At 53.1% G+C, this 22,912-nt stretch carries 20 protein-coding genes; 7 read left to right on the top strand and 13 right to left on the bottom strand.

All coding sequences use genetic code 11. The features are described from left to right. The first annotated feature begins 438 nt into the window (after positions 1 to 438). From QYC28_RS01105 to QYC28_RS01090, 4 genes are read left to right on the top strand one after another with little or no spacing between them, the layout of a single operon-like run. Positions 439 to 594, top strand: a complete 156-nt coding sequence (locus QYC28_RS01105) for a hypothetical protein (RefSeq protein WP_190278142.1) — start codon at positions 439 to 441, stop codon at positions 592 to 594. A gap of 44 nt (positions 595 to 638) precedes the next feature. After that, the gene (locus QYC28_RS01100; RefSeq protein ID WP_149817392.1) at positions 639 to 899 is read left to right on the top strand and encodes a hypothetical protein; all 261 of its coding nucleotides are present in this window, start codon (positions 639 to 641) and stop codon (positions 897 to 899) included. 13 nt (positions 900 to 912) lie between these two features. Further along, positions 913 to 2,289, top strand: coding sequence for a magnesium transporter (gene mgtE, locus QYC28_RS01095; protein ID WP_302679706.1), 1,377 nt, complete (start codon positions 913 to 915; stop codon positions 2,287 to 2,289). A 3-nt stretch (positions 2,290 to 2,292) separates the two neighbouring features. Further along, positions 2,293 to 2,994 (top strand): MgtC/SapB family protein, encoded by a 702-nt coding sequence (locus QYC28_RS01090; RefSeq protein WP_302679705.1) that lies wholly within the window; start codon positions 2,293 to 2,295, stop codon positions 2,992 to 2,994. 5 nt (positions 2,995 to 2,999) lie between these two features. Here the strand turns inward: QYC28_RS01090 and QYC28_RS01085 are convergent, their stop codons facing one another. The 10 genes from QYC28_RS01085 to QYC28_RS01040 form a co-directional block, all read right to left on the bottom strand. Beyond that, entirely contained in the window at positions 3,000 to 3,401 is a 402-nt protein-coding gene (locus QYC28_RS01085; protein ID WP_149817386.1) for a hypothetical protein, read from the bottom strand. Positions 3,402 to 3,540: 139 nt separating this feature from the next. Further along, a complete protein-coding gene (gene leuC, locus QYC28_RS01080) occupies positions 3,541 to 4,944 on the bottom strand; it encodes a 3-isopropylmalate dehydratase large subunit (RefSeq protein ID WP_302679704.1) in 1,404 nt (467 codons plus the stop codon). Between the two features lie 145 nt (positions 4,945 to 5,089). Continuing rightward, the gene (locus QYC28_RS01075; RefSeq protein WP_149817382.1) at positions 5,090 to 5,755 is read right to left on the bottom strand and encodes a hypothetical protein; all 666 of its coding nucleotides are present in this window, start codon (positions 5,753 to 5,755) and stop codon (positions 5,090 to 5,092) included. 6 nt (positions 5,756 to 5,761) lie between these two features. Continuing rightward, positions 5,762 to 6,775 carry a DNA methyltransferase gene (locus QYC28_RS01070; RefSeq protein WP_149817379.1) on the bottom strand — a complete coding sequence of 338 codons (1,014 nt, stop codon included), beginning with the start codon at positions 6,773 to 6,775 and terminating at the stop codon, positions 5,762 to 5,764. A 67-nt stretch (positions 6,776 to 6,842) separates the two neighbouring features. Then, positions 6,843 to 7,799: a glutathione synthase gene (gene gshB, locus QYC28_RS01065; protein ID WP_149817377.1), complete on the bottom strand. Its 957-nt coding sequence runs from the start codon at positions 7,797 to 7,799 to the stop codon at positions 6,843 to 6,845. A gap of 10 nt (positions 7,800 to 7,809) precedes the next feature. Next, a complete protein-coding gene (grxC, locus tag QYC28_RS01060; RefSeq protein ID WP_149817375.1) occupies positions 7,810 to 8,073 on the bottom strand; it encodes a glutaredoxin 3 in 264 nt (87 codons plus the stop codon). Between the two features lie 96 nt (positions 8,074 to 8,169). Next, the gene (locus QYC28_RS01055) at positions 8,170 to 9,483 is read right to left on the bottom strand and encodes a CO2 hydration protein (RefSeq protein WP_286626225.1); all 1,314 of its coding nucleotides are present in this window, start codon (positions 9,481 to 9,483) and stop codon (positions 8,170 to 8,172) included. Positions 9,484 to 9,498: 15 nt separating this feature from the next. After that, positions 9,499 to 10,974, bottom strand: a complete 1,476-nt coding sequence (locus QYC28_RS01050) for an NADH-quinone oxidoreductase subunit M (RefSeq protein ID WP_149817371.1) — start codon at positions 10,972 to 10,974, stop codon at positions 9,499 to 9,501. Between the two features lie 26 nt (positions 10,975 to 11,000). Beyond that, complete coding sequence (locus tag QYC28_RS01045) at positions 11,001 to 12,836, bottom strand: NAD(P)H-quinone oxidoreductase subunit F (RefSeq protein ID WP_302679703.1); 1,836 nt, start codon at positions 12,834 to 12,836, stop codon at positions 11,001 to 11,003. A 163-nt stretch (positions 12,837 to 12,999) separates the two neighbouring features. Beyond that, on the bottom strand, positions 13,000 to 14,328 hold the full coding sequence (locus QYC28_RS01040; protein WP_190278141.1) for an HlyD family secretion protein: 1,329 nt from the start codon (positions 14,326 to 14,328) through the stop codon (positions 13,000 to 13,002). Positions 14,329 to 14,683: 355 nt separating this feature from the next. On the opposite strand from QYC28_RS01040, the gene QYC28_RS01035 reads away from it, so the two are divergent. Next, complete coding sequence (locus tag QYC28_RS01035) at positions 14,684 to 15,058, top strand: FHA domain-containing protein (protein ID WP_149817367.1); 375 nt, start codon at positions 14,684 to 14,686, stop codon at positions 15,056 to 15,058. 74 nt (positions 15,059 to 15,132) lie between these two features. Then, a complete protein-coding gene (locus tag QYC28_RS01030) occupies positions 15,133 to 15,675 on the top strand; it encodes a biotin transporter BioY (protein WP_149821576.1) in 543 nt (180 codons plus the stop codon). Positions 15,676 to 15,685: 10 nt separating this feature from the next. Here the strand turns inward: QYC28_RS01030 and cobN are convergent, their stop codons facing one another. Then, positions 15,686 to 19,363, bottom strand: a complete 3,678-nt coding sequence (gene cobN, locus QYC28_RS01025) for a cobaltochelatase subunit CobN (RefSeq protein ID WP_302679702.1) — start codon at positions 19,361 to 19,363, stop codon at positions 15,686 to 15,688. A gap of 158 nt (positions 19,364 to 19,521) precedes the next feature. Between cobN and QYC28_RS01020 the strand changes: the two genes are divergently transcribed. Then, positions 19,522 to 21,714 (top strand): ATP-binding protein, encoded by a 2,193-nt coding sequence (locus QYC28_RS01020; RefSeq protein ID WP_149817363.1) that lies wholly within the window; start codon positions 19,522 to 19,524, stop codon positions 21,712 to 21,714. Here QYC28_RS01020 and coaE read toward each other — a convergent pair. Next, the gene (gene coaE / locus QYC28_RS01015; protein WP_149817360.1) at positions 21,685 to 22,296 is read right to left on the bottom strand and encodes a dephospho-CoA kinase; all 612 of its coding nucleotides are present in this window, start codon (positions 22,294 to 22,296) and stop codon (positions 21,685 to 21,687) included. The two genes, QYC28_RS01020 and coaE, sit on opposite strands and share 30 nt — an antisense overlap. Beyond that, positions 22,289 to 22,852: an FxLYD domain-containing protein gene (locus QYC28_RS01010; protein WP_286626217.1), complete on the bottom strand. Its 564-nt coding sequence runs from the start codon at positions 22,850 to 22,852 to the stop codon at positions 22,289 to 22,291. Before QYC28_RS01010 ends, coaE begins: the two co-directional genes overlap by 8 nt. Positions 22,853 to 22,912 lie beyond the last annotated feature (60 nt).

The raw sequence follows: 22,912 nt of genomic DNA, 5'->3' as shown, positions 1-22,912 counted from the left end.
CAAGTGGCAGTTGAAAGATTTCCTAGGCTGCTGGCATTTGTCTATTTTTGGAGATTTTCTTAATGGAGTCTAGTAGGAGTCACTGTAATGTTGCTTCTGCTGACCCCATCTCCGCTAATGAAGATCCCTGCCATAGGTGGAGCCTCTCTCCCCTAAGGATCGCCGAGGTGAATTCAGACTTGTCTGCTGCCTAATGGCTTGAACTTCTGGTTCATCTCCGCGCGTTCCAAGGCAGTTGATCTGCAAATGGAGATGGATCACGAAGCAAATTGTTCAATAGGTCTCAGTCTGGTATCTACCTGAGTCTGCCTAAAGTTGGCTGGTTCAAACCTGTTTGTTGTTGAGAGCGATCGCCCGTAGTCAAGCGTTTTTATTGAACGACTACTTTTCATCGCTCAAGTTGTTGCGTGGCAAAACCATTAGCAACGGAGAGTTTCTATGTTTGAAGTTTGTTTGTTCAGCATGCTGGCCGAAATGCTGGGAATTACCCTTTCGGAAGTGCTGGGTGTTGCCCTTGGCCACCTGATGATTACGGTCATGAGCCAAGCGATCGCCCACTTGGGAGAGTTCTCACCCTTTGAGTTGTCTCGTTAAACCCTAAAACATCCTATTGTCGTTTCTCAATGGAGCTTAGAACCATGATGACCCACGATGCAAAGCAGGCATTAAAGCAGGCATTTCTGTGCCCCTATACCCTTTACCGTGGGCACGTCACCCTAGACGCGCTGACCTTTGATGCCTACCTACAGAAATTTGCTCAACGGGCAGGGTTTATCGCTGCTCTCCATACGAGTGGGCAACTTTCTACATCCGAAGCCTACAACCAGTTGGCTGATCTCTGGCATCAATTGAGCGAAGCCTATGCCCCTGTCTCACCCACCCTAAATTGTCAACCATAGAAGGAGCAATGCGATGGTAATCAATCCCCTCGATGATCTGCTGACCTATCCGCAGGGTCTTGGTGCTGCCAAGCGGACAGCCAACCAACTGACGATTCCTGAGCTAGTGCGTGCCCTGCGCCAAATTGACCCCCACAAGCGGGTATTGGCCTTTCGCCTCCTCGAAAAAGACAAGGCGATCGCAGTCTTTGAAGCCCTGACTCCCGATGAGCAGGCAACCCTCATTGAAGGGATGACGGATCCTGAGATTCTGCATTTTCTAGAAGCCCTTGAGGCCGATCAACGGGTGCGGCTCTTTGAGGAATTACCTGCCAAGGTCACCAAACGGTTGCTCAGCCAGTTAAGCTCAGAATCCCGCGACGCCGTGAACCTGCTGTTGGGCTATCCTGAGGGCACAATTGGTCGGCGCATGAATCTGCGCTACTTGGCGCTGCGGCAAGACTTGACCGTGGAGCAGGCGATCGCCGCTATCCGTGAGAGTTCCTTGGATATTAATGACCTGAGCATTATTTTTGTCATTGATGAACAGCGCTTTTATCGTGGCTTTGTGCAGCCGATCCAGTTGATGAAAGCAAATCCCCACCAGCCGCTTCAAGATTTGGTGCAAGGACAGGAACTGGCGATCGCTGTGACCGCGCCGGAACTCGCAGCAGCCAAACTCCTCAAGGAATACGATGTCCCTGCTATTCCTGTGGTGGATCAAGAGGGGCGACTGGTGGGCGATATCACCTTTGATGATGTGATTGACCTGATTGAGGAGGAGGCAACGAGCACCATTTTGGCGCAAGCAGGTGTGGGCAACTTGCTCAACCGCGATCAAGCTTGGAGTGAACGACTGGTGCGCGGTCCCATTCGCTATGCAGTGCAACTGCGGATTATCTGCCTGATCATTACCCTCATTGGCGGTATGATTGTTGGCGGCGTGATTCAGTACTTTGAGGAAGTTCTGGAAGCCGTCGTTGCCGTAGCCATTTTCATTCCTGTGGTCATGGACATGGGAGGCAATGTCGGTACCCAATCCACCACTGTCTTTGCCCGTGGTCTTGCTTGGCAGCACATTGATATTCGTCGCTATGGCGGTTATCTCTTTCGCGAGTTTCGCATTGGTGCGATCATGGGTCTTATCTTGGGAACTGCTGGCGGTCTCATTGCTCTTGTTTGGCAAGGGTTACCCAACGACATTCCCCAACTGGGACTGGCTGTAGGGATTTCACTTTTTGTTGTAATTACCTTCGCGGCGATCTTAGGGGCATTGCTTCCTTGGGTGTTGCTGAAGTTGGGCTTTGACCACGGGCCAGCGGCGGATCCCTTTATCACAACCATCAAGGACTTTACAGGGCTGTTGCTCTACTTCTATCTGGTGAGTGTCTTCCTAGGGCTGTCGTTTTAACCGATGTCAACGAGTGATTTTATTGTCCGTTTGGTAGCAGCCTTTTGTCTTGGGGCAGCCCTCGGCTTGGAGCGGCAGTGGCGGCAGCGCATGGCCGGTCTGCGCACAAATACCCTCGTAGCAACGGGGGCAGCCCTGTTTGTCATGCTTTCGGCTCTCACCCCGGGGGAAGCGAGTCCAACGCGGATTGCCGCCCAAATTGTCTCTGGTATTGGGTTTCTCGGCGGGGGCGTGATCCTGCGGGAAGGCCTGTCGGTGCGCGGCTTAAATACGGCAGCCACCCTGTGGTGTGCAGCGGCAGTAGGAGCACTGTGTGGTTCGGGATTACTCTATCAGGCAACCTTAGGAGCAGTGGCAGTGCTCATGGCCAATCTGCTCTTGCGTCCCCTCGGCTATCGCATCAATCAGCAGCCCCTCAAGGGCACCGAAGTGGAATTATGCTATCGCTGTGATATTGTCTGCCGCGCCGATGCTGAGGCTCATTTGCGCGCACTCTTGTTACAGTCGCTGGCGGGCAGTCGGCTGAAGTTGCGATCGCTCCTCAGCGAGGATATCGAAGAGACCTTGGACAAGGTACACATTGAAGCAGAATTACTCAGTCAAGAGCGCAATGATGACTTTGTAGAAGGGCTGGTGAGCCGCTTGAGTTTAGAACCCAGTGTTCTTTCGGCGCGCTGGCGCATTACAGAGCAGGAGTATGGTTGATTTCTCTAGGGATAGAGGCGCATATTCAGCCGAGCGGTGCTGCCTGCTTGGGGACATTGCAGACGCGGCGTATAAGTACCGCCAACTCGCCACACGGAAATATAGCGATTATCCCGTACCCATTGAATCGTTACTTCGCCACTACAGCCAAAATTACCCCCCAGATCGCGATCGCTAAAAAAGCCGCGCACGAAGCCATTGCCGCTTGCCGTGACGTTAATGGTGCCCTCATAAACTCGTCCATTGACTTTGGTCGTGTAGGGCAAGATATCTCCCGGCAAGGGGCTAAGCTGGTAGCCGTAAATTTCAGTCAGCCCGCTATCAGAAACTAGCGTCTCAGCAGCAGCAGGCAAAATAGAGGCCATACCCAGAACCACTGCGCCTAGCAAGCCCTGTAACATTTTCATAGACAGCCTCCTTTTGGAAAGATTGGAAACATAAACCGCTCCTCCCCTTGTCTCTATTGTCATTGTCTAGGAGGATAATTTCATACTTTAGGGAATGTGACAGGGCTGATAAAGAACTTGATATCTATTAAGCAGGACATCAAAGAAATGCCCGCACATCTGTAACTTCACCCGTAATCGCTGCGGCGGCCACCATCGCTGGACTCATGAGGAGTGTCCGTCCTGCTGCTGATCCTTGGCGTCCTTTGAAGTTGCGATTGGAAGAGGAGGCACTGATCTGACGCCCTTGCAGCTTGTCGGGATTCATGGCGAGGCACATCGAACAGCCGGGATTGCGCCATTCAAACCCTGCGGCTTGGAAAATGACATCGAGACCCTCCGCTTCGGCTTGCGCTTTCACCCGTTCTGAACCGGGGACAACGAAGGCTTTGACACCGGGTTTGACTTTGCGCCCTTCGACAACTTTGGCAGCCTGCCGCAGATCACTGATGCGACCATTGGTGCAACTGCCAATAAAGCAGACATCAATCTTGGTGCCTTGAATGGGCTGCCCCGGTTGCAGATCCATGTAGGCATAGGCCTCAGCGGCGATCGCCCGTTCTGCCTCGGGCAAACTCTCTAGGGTGGGCAAGGTCTCATCCACCGCAACGCTTTGGCCGGGGGTAATACCCCAAGTGACCGTCGGTGCAATATCTGCAGCCGCAAATGTGACAACATCATCGTATTCAGCATCGGCATCACTGACGAGCGATCGCCACCACACCAGCGCCTCATCCCAAGCCTTGCCCTGGGGAGCAAAGGGGCGGCCTCGTAAATAGGCAAAGGTGGTTTCATCGGGGTTGACATAACCGCAGCGGGCTCCCCCTTCAATGGCCATATTGCAGACGGTCATCCGCTCTTCCATTGAGAGCTGGGCAAAGGTACTGCCAGCAAACTCATAGGCATAGCCAACACCGCCTTTAACACCAAGGTGGCGAATAATGTGGAGGATGAGATCCTTGGCATAGACCCCAGAACCAAGGGAGCCATTCACTTCTACTTTGCGAACCTTCAGCTTATTGAGGGCGAGGGTCTGCGTCGCCAACACATCCCGCACTTGACTGGTGCCAATCCCAAAGGCGATCGCCCCAAAGGCACCGTGGGTAGAGGTGTGGCTATCCCCGCAGGCGATCGTCATCCCCGGTTGCGTTAACCCCTGCTCAGGGGCAATCACATGGACAATGCCCTGACGACCGGAGCCAATCCCAAAGAAAGGAATATGGTGAGCACGGCAATTCGCCTCAAGGGCTTGCAGCATCTCTTCAGCGAGGGCATCTTGGAGAGGACGCGCCAGCGTATCTGTCGGCACAATATGATCCACCGTCGCCACAGTTCGCTGCGGATACAACACCGGCAATCCTCGCTCCCGCAGCATGGCGAAGGCTTGGGGACTCGTGACTTCGTGAATCAGGTGCAGGCCAATAAAGAGCTGCGTTTGCCCTGAGGGCAGTGTAGCCACCGTGTGCTGTTCCCAAACCTTATCGAAGAGTGTGCCGCGACTCATAGACTCGTGAAAAAATCCAGTTTATCAATTATAGGCAAAAGGAAGAGATTCAGTACAGTGATTATACAAGGCAAATATCCGTTTTCAGTCGCATCACAGCCATGTTGCAGCTTGGTTTATGATGTTTAACTTTATGAAAAAAGCTTTAATCGCTATGATTAAGCCAAAACTCGCGAACCTTTGTAAAGTATTTCAACCGCTCTTCAATTTTGCTAATTTCACGGGGATAGAATTCAGCTAATGCATCACACAACTCAAGCATCCACTGCTTACGGGAGTAGCCACGGTTAATCGTTAAAACATTAGAGTTCGCAATCTGAATTTGCCCCCAACCCAAAGCGCCAATTGTTAAGCAGTCCCACCCCAAAAACTCGATTGGCAAAAATTGAACATTTTCAATACCGATACGAGTTCCTTGAGCCTCATAGGCAATCAGCAAAATTGCAAAAACATTTTCATCTGATTGATAGAAACGAGTGAGGCGTTCTACAGAAATTAAATTGGGCATATTAAACTGTGTACTCAATCTGTGGGTTTTCACGTCAATGACATAGTAAAATCCTTGATCATCCTTGAAAGCGAGATCAGCCATGGCTCTACGGGCAAAATGTGCTGAATAGTTTTTACAAATCTCTTCACCAAGAACCGCCTGTAGATGATTGGCAAGAATTTGCTGAACAGCATCGCCAACAGCTCTTGGACTATTGATTGTCACAGCAGACAAGAAATCTTCCTGTGAGTTTAAGAGTTCTTTGATGTTTTCTTCGATCTGACCAATCTGGTCACCATAGAAAATATGTCTTTTTTCCATTGATTCTTATGTTTCTCCTAGGGAAAAAAGCTCTGGTTGGTGAAATAGTTTTTCGCACTGATACTGCTTTTGCGTAAAACGTCCTTGCTCACTTAATGTGTTTCTTTCCCAAAACACGCCATCAGCATAGCCCTGAATCGAAGCATCTACTTCAGCCATTTCAAGGCGTTTCTCCGCTAGGCAAGCATAAGTCTCATCCAGTTCAACCCCCAAAAAACGTCTACCGAGCTTCTTGGCAACGACAGAGGTTGTTCCCGAGCCGAGGAACGGATCAAAAATAATGTCATCTGGATTGGAGCTAGCTAAAATGACCTTAGCCAGTAGTTTCTCGGGCTTTTGGGTGGGATGATCTGTATTTTCTGGCATTGACCAAAAGGGCACAGTTAAGTCTGTCCACAGGTTAGAAGGATGCGTTAGGCGGTAATTACCTTCTTCGGTAGGTTCCCAATCTTTGGGATGTCCATTGACTCTATAGGGAGCGATGACTTTACGCTTGAGCTTAACAGCCTCAACATTAAAGGTGTACTCATTAGAAACAGTGCAGAACCATATATCCTCAGAGGCATTTTTCCAATTCTTGCTTGCTCCTCGTCCTTTCTCGCGCTCCCATGTAATTCGGTTGCGGATTTGAAAACGGTCTTTAATGACTTCAAATACAGCAGTTGAGGATTCCCAATCAGAGCAAATGTAAATAGATGCAGTTGGTTTTAGAATTTTTTCAAGACTCGACAAGCAAGACTCTAGCCAGTTGATGTAATCCTCTAAACTTTTTTTCTTGAAGCTAATTGAGTTAAATACTTTATTCAGGTTGTAAGGTGGATCAATAAACAGCAAATCAACAAATTGACTTGGGAGAAACTTGATGACCTCAAAGATATCTTGATGGATGGTGCGGTTAATGATTTCTGATAGGCTCACAGGATGACTCAACCGTAGGAGTCGCTGCCGATACTTCGCTTGTTCTTGCTCGGTCAACGTAATTGTTCTATTTCTGGGGGCGCGTTCTTTGCTGTGAACCATATCGCTTTATCAAAACTTGATTACTGGTTTGAATCACATCCCCTGAGTGGCTAAGCATGACTCAATGTTAACCTAATAGCCAAGCCATCACCTGTTGACCAAGGCAAGTCCCATTGAGGCGATCGATCTCGCGAACACCGGTGGGGCTAGTGACATTCACTTCTGTCAAATAGCCACCAATGACATCAATCCCCACAAAATAGAGGCCATCGCGCTGGAGGGCAGGAGCCAAGGTTTGACAAATCTGGCGATCGCGCTCGGTAATTTCCACTGCTGCCACCCGTCCGCCGGTGGCCATATTGCCCCGAAATTCATCCCCTGTGGGAATCCGATTCACAGCACCAATGGGTTCCCCATTGAGGAGAATGATTCGTTTATCGCCTTCCTTGGCCGCGGGTAGATACTCTTGCACCATCACGGGCAGTTGTCCGCGTTGGGTACTGATTTCAATCATGGAATTGAGGTTGCGATCGCCCGCCTGCAAAAAGAGAATGCCTTCTCCGGCTTTGCCCCCCAAGGGCTTGAGAACGGCCATGCCCTGCTGCTGCACAAATTCCCGAATACGCTGCTTGTCTCCAGTCACAATGGTCTTGGGAATCACACTGGGAAATTGCAGGGCATACATCTTTTCATTGGCATGGCGCAACCCTGCGGGCGAGTTGAGAACAAGGGTGGTTTGAGGATCCACTAAATCCAGACAGTAGGTGGCATAGAGGTAGGCGGTATTGACTGGGGGATCTTTGCGCATCCACACCGCTCGAAAGGTGTTGAGGGGTCGCCATTCCACTGCCCCCGTCTGAAACCAAGGTTGGGGAATCTGCCACTGGCTGGCCACTAGTTGCACGGGCGATAACTGGATCGGGGTGAGCGCCGCCCATACCTGACCTTCGCGGATCAGCAGTTGGGAAATTTCCGTGATCCACACCTGAACCCCTGCGGCTTGAGCCGCTTCCATCAAGGCCACACTGGTATCGTGGCCGGGGTCAAGGCTGGCGATCGGGTCAATAATAAAGGCAATATCCACGGCCATTCCGCTAGGCTGCCGCTTGCAGGAGCCTATCCAAGATGCCTTGCGCCTCTAGGGCATAGAGATCATCGCAGCCGCCAATGTGCTCGTTGTTAATGAAAATTTGCGGGAGCGATCGCCGACCATGGGCACGTTGGGCCATTGCAGCACGAGCCGCTTCATCGCCATCAATGACGTACTCGGTAAATTTCACCCCTTTGCGTGTCAGCAATTGCTTTGCTCGAATACAAAAAGGACAACGAGACCACGTATAGATTTCGACGTTGGCCACGGCTTTACCTCGTTACAAAAATTCACTTTGATTCCAGCCTAGCAAAAAGGGAGAAGAGACACACCCCCTCTCCCTAATGTCCTGTCCTACAACTCCCTACAAATAATTGGGATCTTGGACATTGCGGATTTTGCAGGCTTCAGCAATGCCGTACTGCGGTCGCAAAAAGCGATCCATCTGAGCCACAAAGAAACGCCGGTTGGCCATGAGATGCTCCGGCTTGGGATCATCCAAGGGGTAGTAGAAGGCGGCACGGGTTGCTTGCAAAACAGCGGAGGTCACCGTGTACATGGCGTGCTGGAAGGCAATTCCCAACTGCACCAAAATATCATCCTCACCGCGACAGTGCTGGTGGAAGTAATCCTTCAGGTATTGGGGGAGGAAGTGATACATGTCTTGGTGGAGCAACGTAGGTGGAATCCCCGCCGTCCCCACAGGGAATTTATCGGCAAAGAGAATGCCATAGTGGAAGTCCACCTGATCAGTGGGTACCTGATTGGCTTGGGCATTGTAGGACTTGGTTCCCCGGAAGGGCGCCGTGCGGTAAAAGACCGCTTCCACATAGGGGAAGGCCGCTTCATAGAGCCACATAAAGCCCTTTTCCTTGGGCACAAGGACATGCACCTCGCCATCAATATAGACGTGGTGGTAAATCGGGCGACCGGCCATGGCAAAAATTCCATTGACCAAGAAGTTCATGGCATCCTTGACGCTGGTAATGCTGCCCTCGTCATAGCGATCGCTCATCTCGAAGAAGACGGGTGCCATCACTTCCCAAAATAGCCCCAGCACGTTCATGTAGGTGGCTTGGCGAGCCTGCTCCAAGAAGAGGTCGGGAAAGAGCTTGTACAGCCCGAGCATCAGCGGGTTGCCTTTGAAGTAGGCGCGGATTGCCCTATCGGCGGCAGCTTTGTACTCTTCAGAGTCAAGGTAGATATCCAGCTGCCCCCCCATGCGATGCCACATCATTGAGCGCGCCAAGCTTTCGGAAAACTCCATGTTGATGCGGTCGTGCCAAAGGTGGTGGAGCAGACGCGGCATTTTCCCTGTTTCCCCCTTTGCAATAAATTCCATCAGTTCGGGGTGGGCATGGGCAGGGCCACGCCAAATCCGCAGATCAGCAGTCTCCCCTGCATAGTGATTGGCCAACTCAAAGTAGTCCTTGGTTGGAAAATACTTGAAGAAGGGAAAGGGATGGATAAACACCCGCTCGCCGAGGTAGAGCAAATTCCGCCAGTAAAAGTCCATCGGAATGGCGTAGGCCTTGTACATACCGATGATCTTCATCAGGTTCACTGGCGTGTCGGGAATGAGGGCACCCCCCGCCTCGAGGCGGTAAATAATGTCGGCTAGGGGATGATCCAAGGGGGGAAGTTTGGCAGAACTGGGACGCTCAATTGTTTCAACCATGGTTTCCTCTCTGAGCTATTGGGGTAAACTGGCAATGGTTTCGGTGGCAGTAGGGATAGCGGCAACCAGCTGCGCACTGGTGGTCTCACTCCAACGCACCAGCCATGTTGGTTGGATGCCCAGAACCAGAATCAGCAGTGTCAGTACCATAGCGGGGAACTTCTCTGACCAAACCACCTGTGGGTAGTAGGCAGTGGCGTTGTCAAGACGGCCAAAGCAGGTGCGGTTAATCAAAATCACAAAATAAACAGCCGTGAGGCCGGTGCCCACCACCGCAATTAGAGTTGGCATTGGGAAGGTACCATAGCTGCCTTGGAAGATGAGAAATTCCGCCACAAACCCCACTAATCCTGGAATACCGGCACTGGCCATCCCCCCCAAAATGAGGAGAGCACTGGTGGTCGGTAACCCCCGCAGAGGATTGAGCAAGCCATTGAGCACATTGAGTTCGCGGGTGCCAACTTTCGTTTCAATGACGCCGACCAAATAGAACAGCAATGCCAAAATCAGGCCATGGCTAATCATTTGGGCAATGGCGCCGACGATGCTGAGGTGGGTATGGGCTGCTGCCGCCAACAATACGTAGCTCATGTGACCAATGGAGCTATAGGCCACCATGCGTTTAATGTCCTTTTGGGCGATCGCAGCCAGTGCCCCATAGCTAATGCCAAGAGCCGCCACAAGGGCCAGCAGGCCAGAAAACTGCCCCCAAGTCTCTGGAAAACAGCCTAAGGCAAACCGCACTAGGCCATAGGCACCCAGCTTAGCTAGGATTCCCCCAAGGAGAATGGCGGTTGGCATTGAGGCTTCCACATAGGCATCGGGCAACCAACTGTGGAGGGGCACCAAGGGCATTTTGATGCCAAAACCTAGGATCAACAGCAGCAGCAGAATCCCTTGGGTCGTGGGTGCTAAGCCGGCAACGCGAATATCTTGATAGTCAAAGCTAGGAGCATGGGTGAGCCAGCCCATCCCCAAAAAGGCAGCTAGCACGAGAATTCCTGAGACTGCCGTATAGATAAGAAACTTGATCGCTGCCTGCTCGCGACGCTGCCCGCCCCAGATCAAAATCAACAGGTAAAAGGGCACCAACTCAACTTCGTAAAAGAGAATAAACAGCAGCAGATTTTGTGCTGCTAACGCCCCGGTAATTCCCGCATTGGCCAAAAGAACAAGGGCATAGAAGAGCCGATGGGCACTTTTTTCACCCGTGAACACGACCACAAGGGTCAAGAAGGTTCCCAAAACAATCAGGGGCAGCGATAGACCATCCACGCCAAGGGAATAGTTCAATCCCAAGGGCGACAGCCACGGCACAAATTCCGTAAATTGTAGTGCGGTCTGCTGGACATCAAACTGCGTCAGCATCCAGAGAGACAGGGCAAAGGTGACACCGGCGCTCACCAAAGCAACCGAACGCAGGGATCGCTCTGGCAGCAGCGGCATCAGCAGCGCACCGATGACAGGCAAAACAATTAACAGCGTCAGCATAGGCCAAGAACCTCAATAGTGGAGCATTAAGCCAGTAGTGGCCAACAAATGGCAATCACCAGAAGGGCCACCCCCATCAAGATGGTGAGGATATAGGCTTGGGATTGACCGGTTGTACTGTACTTCAGGCGATCGCCCCCCAACAGGGTTGCCCCGCCAAAGGCATTGCCAGTGCCATCCACCAACGTGCGATCAAACCAAGCAGTCATGCGGGAAATCATATCCACTGCTCCCACCACGGTGGCTTTGTAGAGCTTGGGCGTATAGAAATCGTAGGCCAGCAGATCCTGTACCGACGGTAGGGGAAACTGCACCGGCTTGGGAATGGCTTTGCCGAGATAGACCCATGCGGCTGCACCCCAGCCCAAGATAGCGGTTACCGTCAGGGCAGCTGCTGTGGTTAAGGAAGGATCTGTCCAAATCACCCAATCAAAGCGCCCCATGAGAATGGGCAAGTGCAGCACCAGACCCAGATCAACGGTCATCGGCAAAATCATCGGCCAAAAGACCTCGGGCGATCGCGCCGTCATTGGTTTGACCTCACCGCCCCAAATCAGGCAGAACGTGCGACCAAGACTAAAGGCAGCAAACGCATTCATCAATAGAAGCACCACCCCCACCCAAGGCAGTTGGGCAAAGGCCGTATCCAGCAATTCTGCCTGTGGGAAAAAGCTGGCCAAGGGGGGAAGCGCCAGCAACCCTGCAGAACCAACGAGAAACGAAATACCGGAAATGGGGCGCCGCGACCACAGCCCACCCAACAGGCGCAGATCTTGGGTAATGCTATTCCAAATGATGCTGCCAATACTCATCATCAGCAGTGCCATTGCTACCCCATAGGTGAGGATAAAGACAAAAGCTAAGCCCGGCTCCTTGAGACCAACGGCAATAAACACCCAGCCCATATAGGCGCTGACCAAATAGGACAGAGCACGCTTAATATCCACCTGGGCAATGGCAATCAGGGTTCCTCCCAAGGCAGTGACGCTACCAATGACCAGCAAACCTGTTAGAGCGACAGAGGAAAGGCTCAGCACCGGCGTCAGCTTCACCAGCACCCATGCCCCCGTGCCCACAACAATGGCATTCCGCAGAATAGAGGCAGGCACAGGGCCTTCCATGGCCTCATCCAACCACAGATGCAATGGGAATTGGGCACATTTCCCCATTGGCCCAGCAATCAGCGCCAAACAAATTAGGGTAATGAGGGTGGGATCCACCTGAGCCGTAGCTGCCCAAGCCGCTAAATCGTCGTAGTTCCAAGAGCCAGCAAGGGGATAAATCGCCAACACCCCCATCAGCAGCACCAAGTCTCCCACCCGCTTGGTGAGGAAGGCATCGCGGGCACCGGTCACCACCAGCGGTTGGTTAAACCAGAAGCCAATGAGCAAATAGGTCGCTAGGGTCAGAATTTCGAGCATGACATAGTTAAAAAACAGAGAATCCAGCAGCACCAGCGCCCCCATCCCCCCTTCAAACAGAGCCAATAGGGCAAAAAAGCGCGCCCAGCCCCAATCCATCTCCATGTAGCCGATCGCAAAGACCTGAGCCATGAGGTTCAAGCCCGTGATCAGCATCAGGGCAGTGGTCGTCAAAATCGAAATTTCAACGGGAACGTCAAAGTGCAGACCTGCGACATCAAGCCACGTCCAGTGCAAAGACTGCGGCGGCTGGTTGGCGATCGCCACCGTGGCCAACAGTGCATGAACAAAGGAGAAAAACGTGAGCAAGAGATTCAAATAGCCCGCTGGCCGAGGTCCCGTTTTCCGAGTCATCCCCGGTGACCAAATCAAGGACAGCACCATTCCCGCCAGCGAGTAAAAGGGAATGAGCCACACCGTGTCTGCAAACGATTGCAACATAAACCCTGCTTGTGCCTATGGACAAAACTAATTAGATTTAATCTTATCTATGAATGGCACCAGACCTCCTAGGGCTAAGTGCAAAGTTGCATCAATATCTCTTATCGCCCAGATAAAAGGCAACTATGAAGGATTGAGCATTGTTTAGGATAGCTATAAAAGCTTAGGGGGAAATTTGAAAGGTCACCCGTGCGGTGTAGCCCACATAACAGAAATTGCCTTCGCCCCAGTCTTGATCAGCGTCTAATTCAACGCGCACTTGGCTTTGACGCGGATAGTTTTCGGGAATGGGAATGACCTGATCGTCGCCGGGGTTGAGGCGACCCAAGCCAGAGCGAATGTTGGTGACTGTGCCCCAAAGCACCTTGCCTTTGCTGCCATAGAGTTCAATTTTGGCCTTGGTACCGGGGTGGATTAGCCGCAGGGACTGTTCCTCTACAAACACATCAATCCAGCGCCGTTGACAATCCAATAACTGCAAAATTCGATCCCCTTTGCCAAGAAACATCCCCGGACGGGCATCCACCCGCCAGACATAGGCGGCAATGGGAGCCGCTACCTTCACTATTTTGCGCTGAGCAACCTCCCGCCGGGCTTGGGCAACCTGTCGCTGTTGAGCCGCAATTTCCCGTTTCAGCCCTTGGACGATCGCCTGCTGTTCGCCAATCTGAATTTTTAGCTCCTGAAGCCGCAGACGGGGGTCATAGTTGCTGCGGGTATTGCGCAGGGTCAGTCCCAATTCAGCGGCACGGGCATCGGCCTTGAGCGCCTCTACCCTATCAGCGGCAGCCTCCACTTCCCGTTGGCGAGCAGCCACTTGCGCTTGGCTTTGCTGCAATTCCGTTAGAGCCGCATCTGCTTGGGCTTGGGGTACCGCTCCCTGCTGTGCCAATCGACTAAAGCGGCCGTAGTTAATTTTTGCCAATCGATGGCGTGCCTTGGCATCAGCCAGATTCGCTCTAGCAGCCCCTAGTTCCGCTTGGGCAGCCGCCACTTGGCGATTGGTTTGTTTCACCTCAAGCAGCTGTTGATGGCGTTCATCCCCTTGGGCAGAGGTGAGGAGTCCCTGCAATTGAGCCAGTTTTGCCTGAGCGGCTTCTAGTTCACCCTGCCGCCGTTCGAGCCATTTTTCAACTTCCTTGAGGTCGCCTTGGCTAAGGTAGTCATTTTCTAGCACGGCTAGGGGCGTCTCCTCCGCTGGCTTGATAAATTGCCCCACCTTTGCCCTCAGTTGCTGGAGGGTTCCTTCCTCCGGAGCCCGCACATTCACAATGACGCCATTAATGACCGCATCACGACTGCGCACGGTTGTTAAATGGCGGTAGAGAAACAAGCCTGCAAAGGCAAGGATGCCACACCCGGCTGCAAACACTAACAGATTGGCAAGGAGCGATCGCCGCAGCTTGAGTTGCTGGGTAAAAGTGGGTATTGGGTTACTGGTGTGCTCATGAATTACTATGATATTTTGGGGATGCTGCAGATTGCTTTTCACGGCCAGTCCTAGAACACAAATAACTAACAGTATCAAATATTAGTGATCATCAGTGGTAAATCAATTTTTGAAAACAGGGAACTCAAACAAAACACTAGGGATTTGCTACCCTGACGACAGGGTTTTGATTCGTTGCTTATCCTGATCAATACAGGCAAGGTTTGATTGAAAACTATCTATAGCCTAATCAAACCATAAACAGTGGGGGAAGTTATCCGTAGATACCCTGAAATTTTGGATTGCGTTGGCTCATCACCATGAAAAGTTTTTTAACTTCATTAAGATAGAGATGGACAGGATTGTAATTTCCTGACCCGATGAATCAATTATCTAAATCATTGGCCATATCTTTCTAATGACGCGGTTCTCAGACACGAGCAAGCAAGCATGGCTCATTGTCCGTTCTCAAGGCACGGTGGTCGGTAAATATCACCTCGCAGGCAAAGCCTTTTGGAAGATTGGCCGTGCCAGTGACTGTGACATTATTATCCATGACCCGTTTATTTCACGGCACCAAGCAACCATTGAACTACGCCCGCGGGGCAATGCTCTAGTGTACCTGATCCGTGACAACAATAGTCGCAATGGCACATTAATTAACGGTACACCCCTGTCGGAGGAGCGAGTCTTATACCATGGAGACCTTATTATGATGGGGGATACGGATCTCACGTTTCGCTATACAAGTCCGACCCCGTCTGTCCCGCCTAATGTGTTGCAGTGCTCTTGAGAACCAACCTGTCACCCCTCGATGAATTTTTGTGGGCCATTTTAGGCCTCCTGCTGACAGTGGCTGGAACCTTCATGGAGGCGGCGATCGCCCTCCCCAACCTCCTCAATGAGGAAGGGCAATTTGTTTTGCCCAGTTCATGGGCCGCCGTTCCCGTGTATGGGTTACCCGTATCCTACCAAGTAGCGGCGGTTCTCTTGGTCGGGTGTATGGGGGGACGGCAAGCCGCCGCCCTCTCCCAGGTGGCCTATTTGATTCTGGGGCTGAGTGGCTTTCAGGTTTTTTCCCAAGGGGGCGGTCTGGACTATTGGCGTGAACCGACATTTGGTTACCTGTTGGGTTTTGTGCCGGGGGCTTGGGTCTGTGGTTGGCTGGCTTTTCGCCCCCAAAAGCGAGTGAGTTTAGAATGGCTTGCTTTGAGTGGCCTAGCGGGACTGGTGCTCATTCATGTCTGCGGTGCGCTCTACCTCAGTGGTCTGGCTCTTGCAGGGCAGTTGAGTCAACCCTTGGTGGAGCTACTAGAGCAGTATTCGCTTTTTGCCTTGCCAGGGCAGTTGGTGATTGTCTGCTTGGTGGCAGCGGTAGCGCGGGTGTTGCGCTTGATTTTGCTGTATTAAAGCTAAACCATTAAAATTTGCCCTCAATTAAACCTTCGGCCTCTAGGGCGATCGCTCGCAGGCGGTCTAGGATCTGCGGATCCGGTGCTTGCCACAGTTGGCGCTGGGCAGCTTCGAGGAGTCGCTCCGCCATGTCCCGCAGTGCCCAAGGATTATGCTGCGCCACAAAGGCTTGCATTTCGCTATCAAGCACATAGGTCTGAGTAATGCCTGTAAACACATAATCGGGCACACAGCGAGCCGTAGCGGCATAGCCAAAGAGATAATCCACCGTGGCTGCCATTTCAAAGGCACCTTTGTAGCCATGACGCTTGATGCCGGCGAGCCATTTGGGATTAATGACGCGGGAGCGATAGACTCGCAGCAGTTCCTCCTGGAGGGTGCGAATTTTCGGCTGCTCTGGCCGGGAGTGATCGCCAAAGTAAACCGTGGGCTGCTGCCCCGATCGCGATCGCACGGCAACGGTCAAGCCCCCCTGAAACTGGTAATAATCATCGGAGTCCAATAGATCATGCTCGCGGTTGTCTTGGTTTTGCAGCACCACTTGCAATTGACTCAGCCGCTGCTCTAGGGCTTCCGCTGCATTGTGGCTGTGGGCTTCCCCCGTGTAGGCGTAGCTACTCCAGTGAATATAGGCGCGGGCGAGATCTTCATCCCCTTGCCAGTTTTGGGCTTCGATCAGTCCTTGCAGCCCTGCACCATAGGCACCGGGTTTGGAACCAAAGATGCGAAAGCGTGCCCGTTGTTGAGCTTGATTCAGGGAGAGACCCTGCTGTTGCCAATAGGCCGTTTCTTTGGCCACTTGCGCTGCCAAGGGATTTTGATCCGGGGGTTCATCCAACTGGCTGACCCGCTGCACCGCCTCATCAAAGAGGGCAATTAGGTTAGGAAAAGCATCGCGGAAAAAGCCAGAAATGCGCAGCATGACATCCACACGCGGTCGTCCCAACAGCGATAGGGGAATCACCTCCAAATCCACCACCCGTCGCGAGGCACCCTCCCAGACAGGACGAACCCCCAAGAGGGCAAGGGCTTGGGCAATATCATCGCCTCCAGTGCGCATGGTTGCGGTTCCCCATACCGAAAGACCTAGGGTACGGGGAAATTCTCCCTGCTCTTGACAATAGCGTTCGATGAGTGCCGCCGCCGATCGCTCCGCCAATGCCCAAGCGGCCTCTGTTGGGACTGCCCGCAGATCCACCGCATAAAAATTCCGTCCGGTGGGTAGGACATCCGGACGACCACGACTGGGGGCACCGGCAGCGCCACTGGGAACATAGCCGCCATTGAGGCCATGGAGAAAGTGGTCAATTTCTTGGCGGGTCTGTTGCAGGGCAGGGTAGAGCACCGTACGAATCCAATCCAGTACCTGCTGAGTTGCACGGCCACAGGGGAGATCAGGGGTGCCCTTCAGTAAGTCCTCCACCAGTTTTGCCGCGGTTTCCTCGAGGGCATGCTGCCACTCACCAACGGAACGGTATCCAAGTACAGGACTTGGATCGGTTGGGTTAGCGGTCAGGGGATCTAAATCAACCCCTTGATCCTTTGCTAAGGCACGAGTGAGACCCATGTGCTGGCCACTGGGACTGCGGGCGATCGCCACCATCAGATCTCGCAACTGCTGTCCCTGGGGGCATTGGCCAAGAATATGCAGGCCATCGCGAATCTGGGCATCCCGCAGATCACAGAGGTAGCCATCGGTGCGCGCTAGCCACGCCGTCCAGGTTTCCTCAGGATTGGGGGCACCAATTTCTTGATCGAGATCGAGTTCTTTGACGAGGGCTTCAATCTGCTGCCGCAGCACACTCAAACGGGGGCGATCGAACTGCTCAGCGGCGTAGTATTCCTCAATGTAGTGGCTGAGGGTCTCTAGACCACCGTACAACTCGGCACGGGTCAGGGGCGGCGTCAGGTGATCCAAAATCACCGCTTGGGCACGGCGTTTGGCTTGGGCACCTTCGCCCGGATCATTGACAATAAAGGGGTAAAAGTGGGGCACAGGGCCAAGGGCAATTTCGGGAAAACAGGTGTGACTAAGGGCAATGCCTTTACCAGGAAGCCATTCTAGATTGCCATGTTTGCCCACATGGACAATCGCATCCGCCCCAAAAACATGGCGCAGCCAAAAGTAAAAGCCGAGATATGCTGGGGTGGGTTCTAAATCGGGGGCATGGTAATTCAAACTGGGGTCGCGATCGTAGCCCCGACTGGGTTGGACACCGACAAAAATGTTGCCCCAACAGTCACCAGCAATGGGGAGGTCTGTGGTGGGCGACGGCCAGCGTTCGTTAATGGCCGCCTGTACTGCCCTTGGTAGGTTCTGAAAATAGTGCTGGTAGGCCTCAAGGGGAAGGGTGTAGCGGGGCTGCCGCCAGTGATTGCCTTCGGGATCGTTGGTGCGGTAGCGGCTGAGGTGTTGGATCAGGGCATCGCCATCCTTGGGCAAAGGGTCAGTCCCCAGATCATAGCCAGCCGCCTGAAGTGCCTTGAGCAGTTCCACCGTACTATTGGGGGTGTCGAGACCAACGCCATTGGCAAGACGACCATCGCGGCAGGGGTAGTTGGCTAAAATCAGGGCAATGCGGCGTTCAGCAGGGGCTTTGCGGCGGAGCTTGAGCCAGTTGGCTGCCAGATCACTGACCCAGTGCAGGCGATCGCCCGCCGGGGCATAGGTGGTCACGGTGGTTTCCACATCTGCTTGAATTTGCGACACCGCCTTAAAGGACACCGCACGGGTAATGATGCGGCCATCCACCTCCGGCAGGACGACGTGCATAGCAAGGTCGCGGGGCGTCAGTCCTTGGGGATGGTGTTGCCAAGTCTCGTGGGTGCTGCTGCTGAGAATCACCTGTAGCACGGGGATATCCAACTGCTGCCAAAGGTTCACCTCGTTCGGTTTGGCGATCGCGAACCCCGTCGTATTGAGAACCAGTTCCACCTTGCCCTGCCATGCCGCCAGCAGTTCCCGTTGAATTTCTGGATCTTGCAGCGAGGAGACAAACAGGGGGACAGGTGCCAATTGCCGCTGCAGCAAGGCCTGAGCGAGGGCATCAATCACCGCCGTATTGCCCGCTAAGTAATGGGCACGGTAAAAGAGAATCCCCACCTGCGGCCAGTCGCTGGCTATCTGCCCCGCAATCGGATAGCTGCCCCAGCGGGGAATCCTTTGGGGGGGTGGGGGGGGCTGACCCCAACCGCAACCGTAGTGGCCAATGAACTCTAGGGCACGCTGAATATTTTCCTGTCCGCCCTCGCGGAAGTATTGCCAGAGGCGATCAACTTGGTCCAGCGGCCAACTGGAGAGGCTCATGAGTTCTAAGTCGGGGTGATCGTCCCCCGGCAGTAAGATCAACTGTCCACCGCGATCGCTGACCATTTGCTGCGCCACCTCTAGGCCATAGCTCCAATAGCCCCGTCCCCCCAAAAGGCGAATCACGACCACGTCGGCCTCGGCCAAGACGCGATCGCCATAGTCATCAATGGCCGCTGCCGCTTGTAAATGAAGTAAGTTCGCGAGGCGCAGAGGGGGAAAGTCCTTGGGTAGTTGGTTGTACGCTTGAGCCAGCAGGGCAATATCCGTATCCGCTGCCGTTAGAATAACAATGGGAGCACTGCTTTGCTGTAGAAATGCAACATCGCTGTTATCTGTGGCAACAGTCAGATCATTTAATGTAAGAATTCGATGCATACGTTGACAACAATCATTAAAGAAACTAGTGGGCTTTCCCCCCTGTCCCCCTTGAGCCGCTACAACAGAAATTAATGGGAAACGCCTTTAGCGATCGCAACCCGCATGGCAATGCCACTGCCTGCGATGGATCGATCAAGGATTAAACTTCAAAAACTATGCGCCAGCCCGTCTTTAATCGAATTTTACCAGCATTTTTCTACGAGCGAATCGCCACAGTCCTGCTCGCAGAAGCTAGCCATCGCGGCGCAACTGTTCTTACCCGTGAAGATGTTATAGTGTCTGCCGATGCCCCTTTTCTCGTTGTTGTGGCAGAGACCTTTGCGCTGCTGTTGCAGACAGAACCCGTACCGCAGATGAGTGCCTATCGGGTGAAAATCCTCACTGAGCCGGTGGCGATCGCTCGCTTTCTGCGCAAAATTCGCAGCCAGACACCCCTAGGCCAGCGTTCCCTGATCCGCTCAGTTTTGCAGCAGTTGACTCCCTTGACCTCCAAAGACCAAACGTTGCCCGCCGACTTGGCCCTTTCGCTGATGAATGTGCTCAGCGAAGACATGGCTCAGCAGTGTCAAAATTGTGCCCCCCTTGTCACTGCTGCCTTGAGCGAACGACAGGCCAAAGAGCGCCTGCTACATCAGGTCACCACCCAAATTCGCCAAAGTCTGGAGCTGCCTGAACTCTTGAAAACAGCCGTGGATCGGATTCGCGAATTTTTAGGTGCCGATCGGCTACTGGTGGGACAGTTTTACAATTCTACTGGTCAATTGCAGGGGCAAATTGCCTACGAATCTTGCCGCTATGGGGGAATTCCGTCGGTTCTTGGGCTCTGGGATGACTGCTGGCAGTGGTCTGCCCTACCCAGCAGTAGCTATCAGCGTCTCAGTCGTGGCCAAACCATCGCAGTCAGTGACATTGAGGAATTTTATCAAGAGGTTCCCTGCCTACAGGCCTTTGCCGCCCGCTGGCAGATCAAGGCTTGGCTAATTGTGCCAATCATTGTTCAAGAAAAACTTTGGGGAGTGCTCATTGCCCACCAGTGCGATCGCCCCCGCCAGTGGCAACCCCAGGAAGTTGAGTTTTTGACCCATTTGAGTCAACACCTGAGTATTGCCATTTACCAAGCGCAACTCTACAGCGAGCTGCAACAGCAAAAGGCCACCCTTGAACAGCGGGTGAATGAACGCACCCAAGCGCTGCGGGAAGCCCTGAGTGCCATGGAAGCCGCCCATCGGATTAAGAATGACTTTTTGGCCACCATGAGTCATGAACTACGCACGCCTCTGACCTGTGTGATTGGGGTTTCGGCAACGCTATTGCGCTGGCCCCTTGGCCCTCTGACAGCCAAACAGCGGGAGTATTTGGAAATTATCCATGAGAGTGGCACGCACCTGCTGGAGTTAATTAACAGCATTCTTGATCTTTCGCAGGCGGAATTGGGGCGATCGCACCTGCATCGTAGTGCCTTTTCGATTCGGCAACTGTGTACCGACTGCATTGAAGTCGTCAAACCCCAAGCCCATCGCCATCAGGTCAACCTGCACCACCAACTGATGATTCCCCCTAGTCGCGATCGCTTTTGGGGAGACTATCGCCGCCTCCAGCAAATTCTCATTAACCTGCTCAGCAATGCAATTAAGTTTACCCCTGCCATGGGGGAAGTGATCCTACGGGCATGGTGGAAAGAGGATGAACTCATTTTCCAAGTTCAGGACACGGGTATCGGTATCCCAGCGCACCTGCAACCCTTACTCTTTCAAAAGTTTCAGCAGTTGGATAGCTCCTTTGGTCGTGCTTATACTGGAGCAGGTTTGGGGTTAGCCCTCACTAAGCAGTGGGTGGATCTGCACCATGGCTGGATTGATGTGGACTCCACTGAAGGCAAAGGCAGTACGTTCACGGTGGGGCTGCCGGCAATCCCTTCAGACTCCCTACCAGAACCCCCGAAACTCAAGCTAGATGTCCCGCCTCTGGCCACAACGGATGTACTGGTCGAACCTGAGGGGCGAATTGTGCTTGTGAGTGAGGATGAGGCCACTGCCACACTGATCTGTTCTATTTTGACGACCGCAGGCTATCAAGTGATTTGGCTGGTGGATGGTGAAGTGGAACGGTTGCTGGCACTGACTCCCATTGCCGTTCTTTTGGCGGAACCCTTTAGCTCTGGGGATGTGCAGGAGCTAGTGGATCAGTTGCGACAACGCTGCACCCCTGAGCAACTCAAGATTTTCATTTTGGGGTCAAAGGGTAATTACCAAGGGGTCGATCGCTACATTCCTTTGCCGATCAATCCAGAAAGTTTCCTGCAACAGGTGACAATGGGGCTAACCTCCCTTGCCATTTCTGCCCAGTAGGGAAAAGGCCTGATCCACCTGACGGTAAAGTTCCTCAAGAGAACCAGTATTCCAGAGCACTGTATCTGCCCGCCGAATTTTTTCCTCTAGGGGCAATTGACTAGCGAGGCGTTGGGCGGCTGCCTTTCCAGAGAGGCGATCGCGCTGCTGAAGGCGAGCTAACTGCTGTGCAGGTGTGGTGGCAACGACCCAAATCTGATCCACTAACCCTTCGAGGTGGGCTTCGAACAATAGGGGAATCACGAGGGTAATCAGGGGCTGATCACATGCTTGAATGGCTTGCTGCATCTGGGCAATCACCCAAGGGTGAATTTGCGCTTCTAGCCAGTGGCGTTCCTGGGGCTGAGCAAAGACAATCTCGCCCAACCGCGGGCGATCGAGGGTGCCATCGCTCCGACAGATGCCATGGCCATAGCGATCAACAATGGCTTGATAAATGGGTGTGCCCACGGCAACCGCCTGCCGCGCTAAGACATCAGCATCGACAATAGGCACACCATACTGCTGCTGCAAATAGGCAGCCACCACCGATTTACCGCAGGCAATTCCCCCCGTGATACCGAGGCGAAGCGGTCTAGACACCCCCTTGGAGCTGCACCGCTGGCTGCATTAAGCGCACCCGTGCCCCAATATCCGCTGGCACAGTGGGGAGCATTTGTTGATAGGTCACTGTCTGACCGGGACCAACAGTTGCCGGTTCTGGCGTCGCTGCACCCGTTTGTAGAATTTGGCCATTAGGCCCCACGACTTCATAGTTAACGGATTGAATCGTTACCGGTTGGCGGTTATTGTTCGTCACGGTACCGGTCACCACTGAAGAGCCTGGTAACTTCAGTACAGGTTGAAGCTGCGGCTGCCCCACGCGGATATTGCGTAGGAGCTGTTGTTCCAGCACTTTGGGATCGACTTCTTGGGGCGTCTCTGATGGTGTTGGCGTAGAAGCGGCTGCCGTTGCGCCAGAAAGGTTGAGCAAATGATTCCAATAGCGTTGATGGCGCCCCCAGTCATAGGGAGAGTTGCCAATAATCACAATGTCGCCCGCAGCCCTTTGTGCCAAGGCAGGGAGGGGGGCGATCGCTCCAAGAAGCACAATACTGGTTAGCCAAAGGGGAAATGGCGATCGAGTTATCTTTAGCATGGCGCACGCTCCTGTCAATGCAGCCTACTCTCCATCCTACTGCAACTTGATGTGGGGTTT

The organism is Thermosynechococcus sp. HY596, assembly GCF_030518715.1.
Classification (GTDB): Bacteria; Cyanobacteriota; Cyanobacteriia; order Thermosynechococcales; family Thermosynechococcaceae; genus Thermosynechococcus.
The sequence above is the reverse complement of the archived record's forward strand: the minus strand, read 5'-3'. Positions and strand labels throughout refer to the sequence as shown.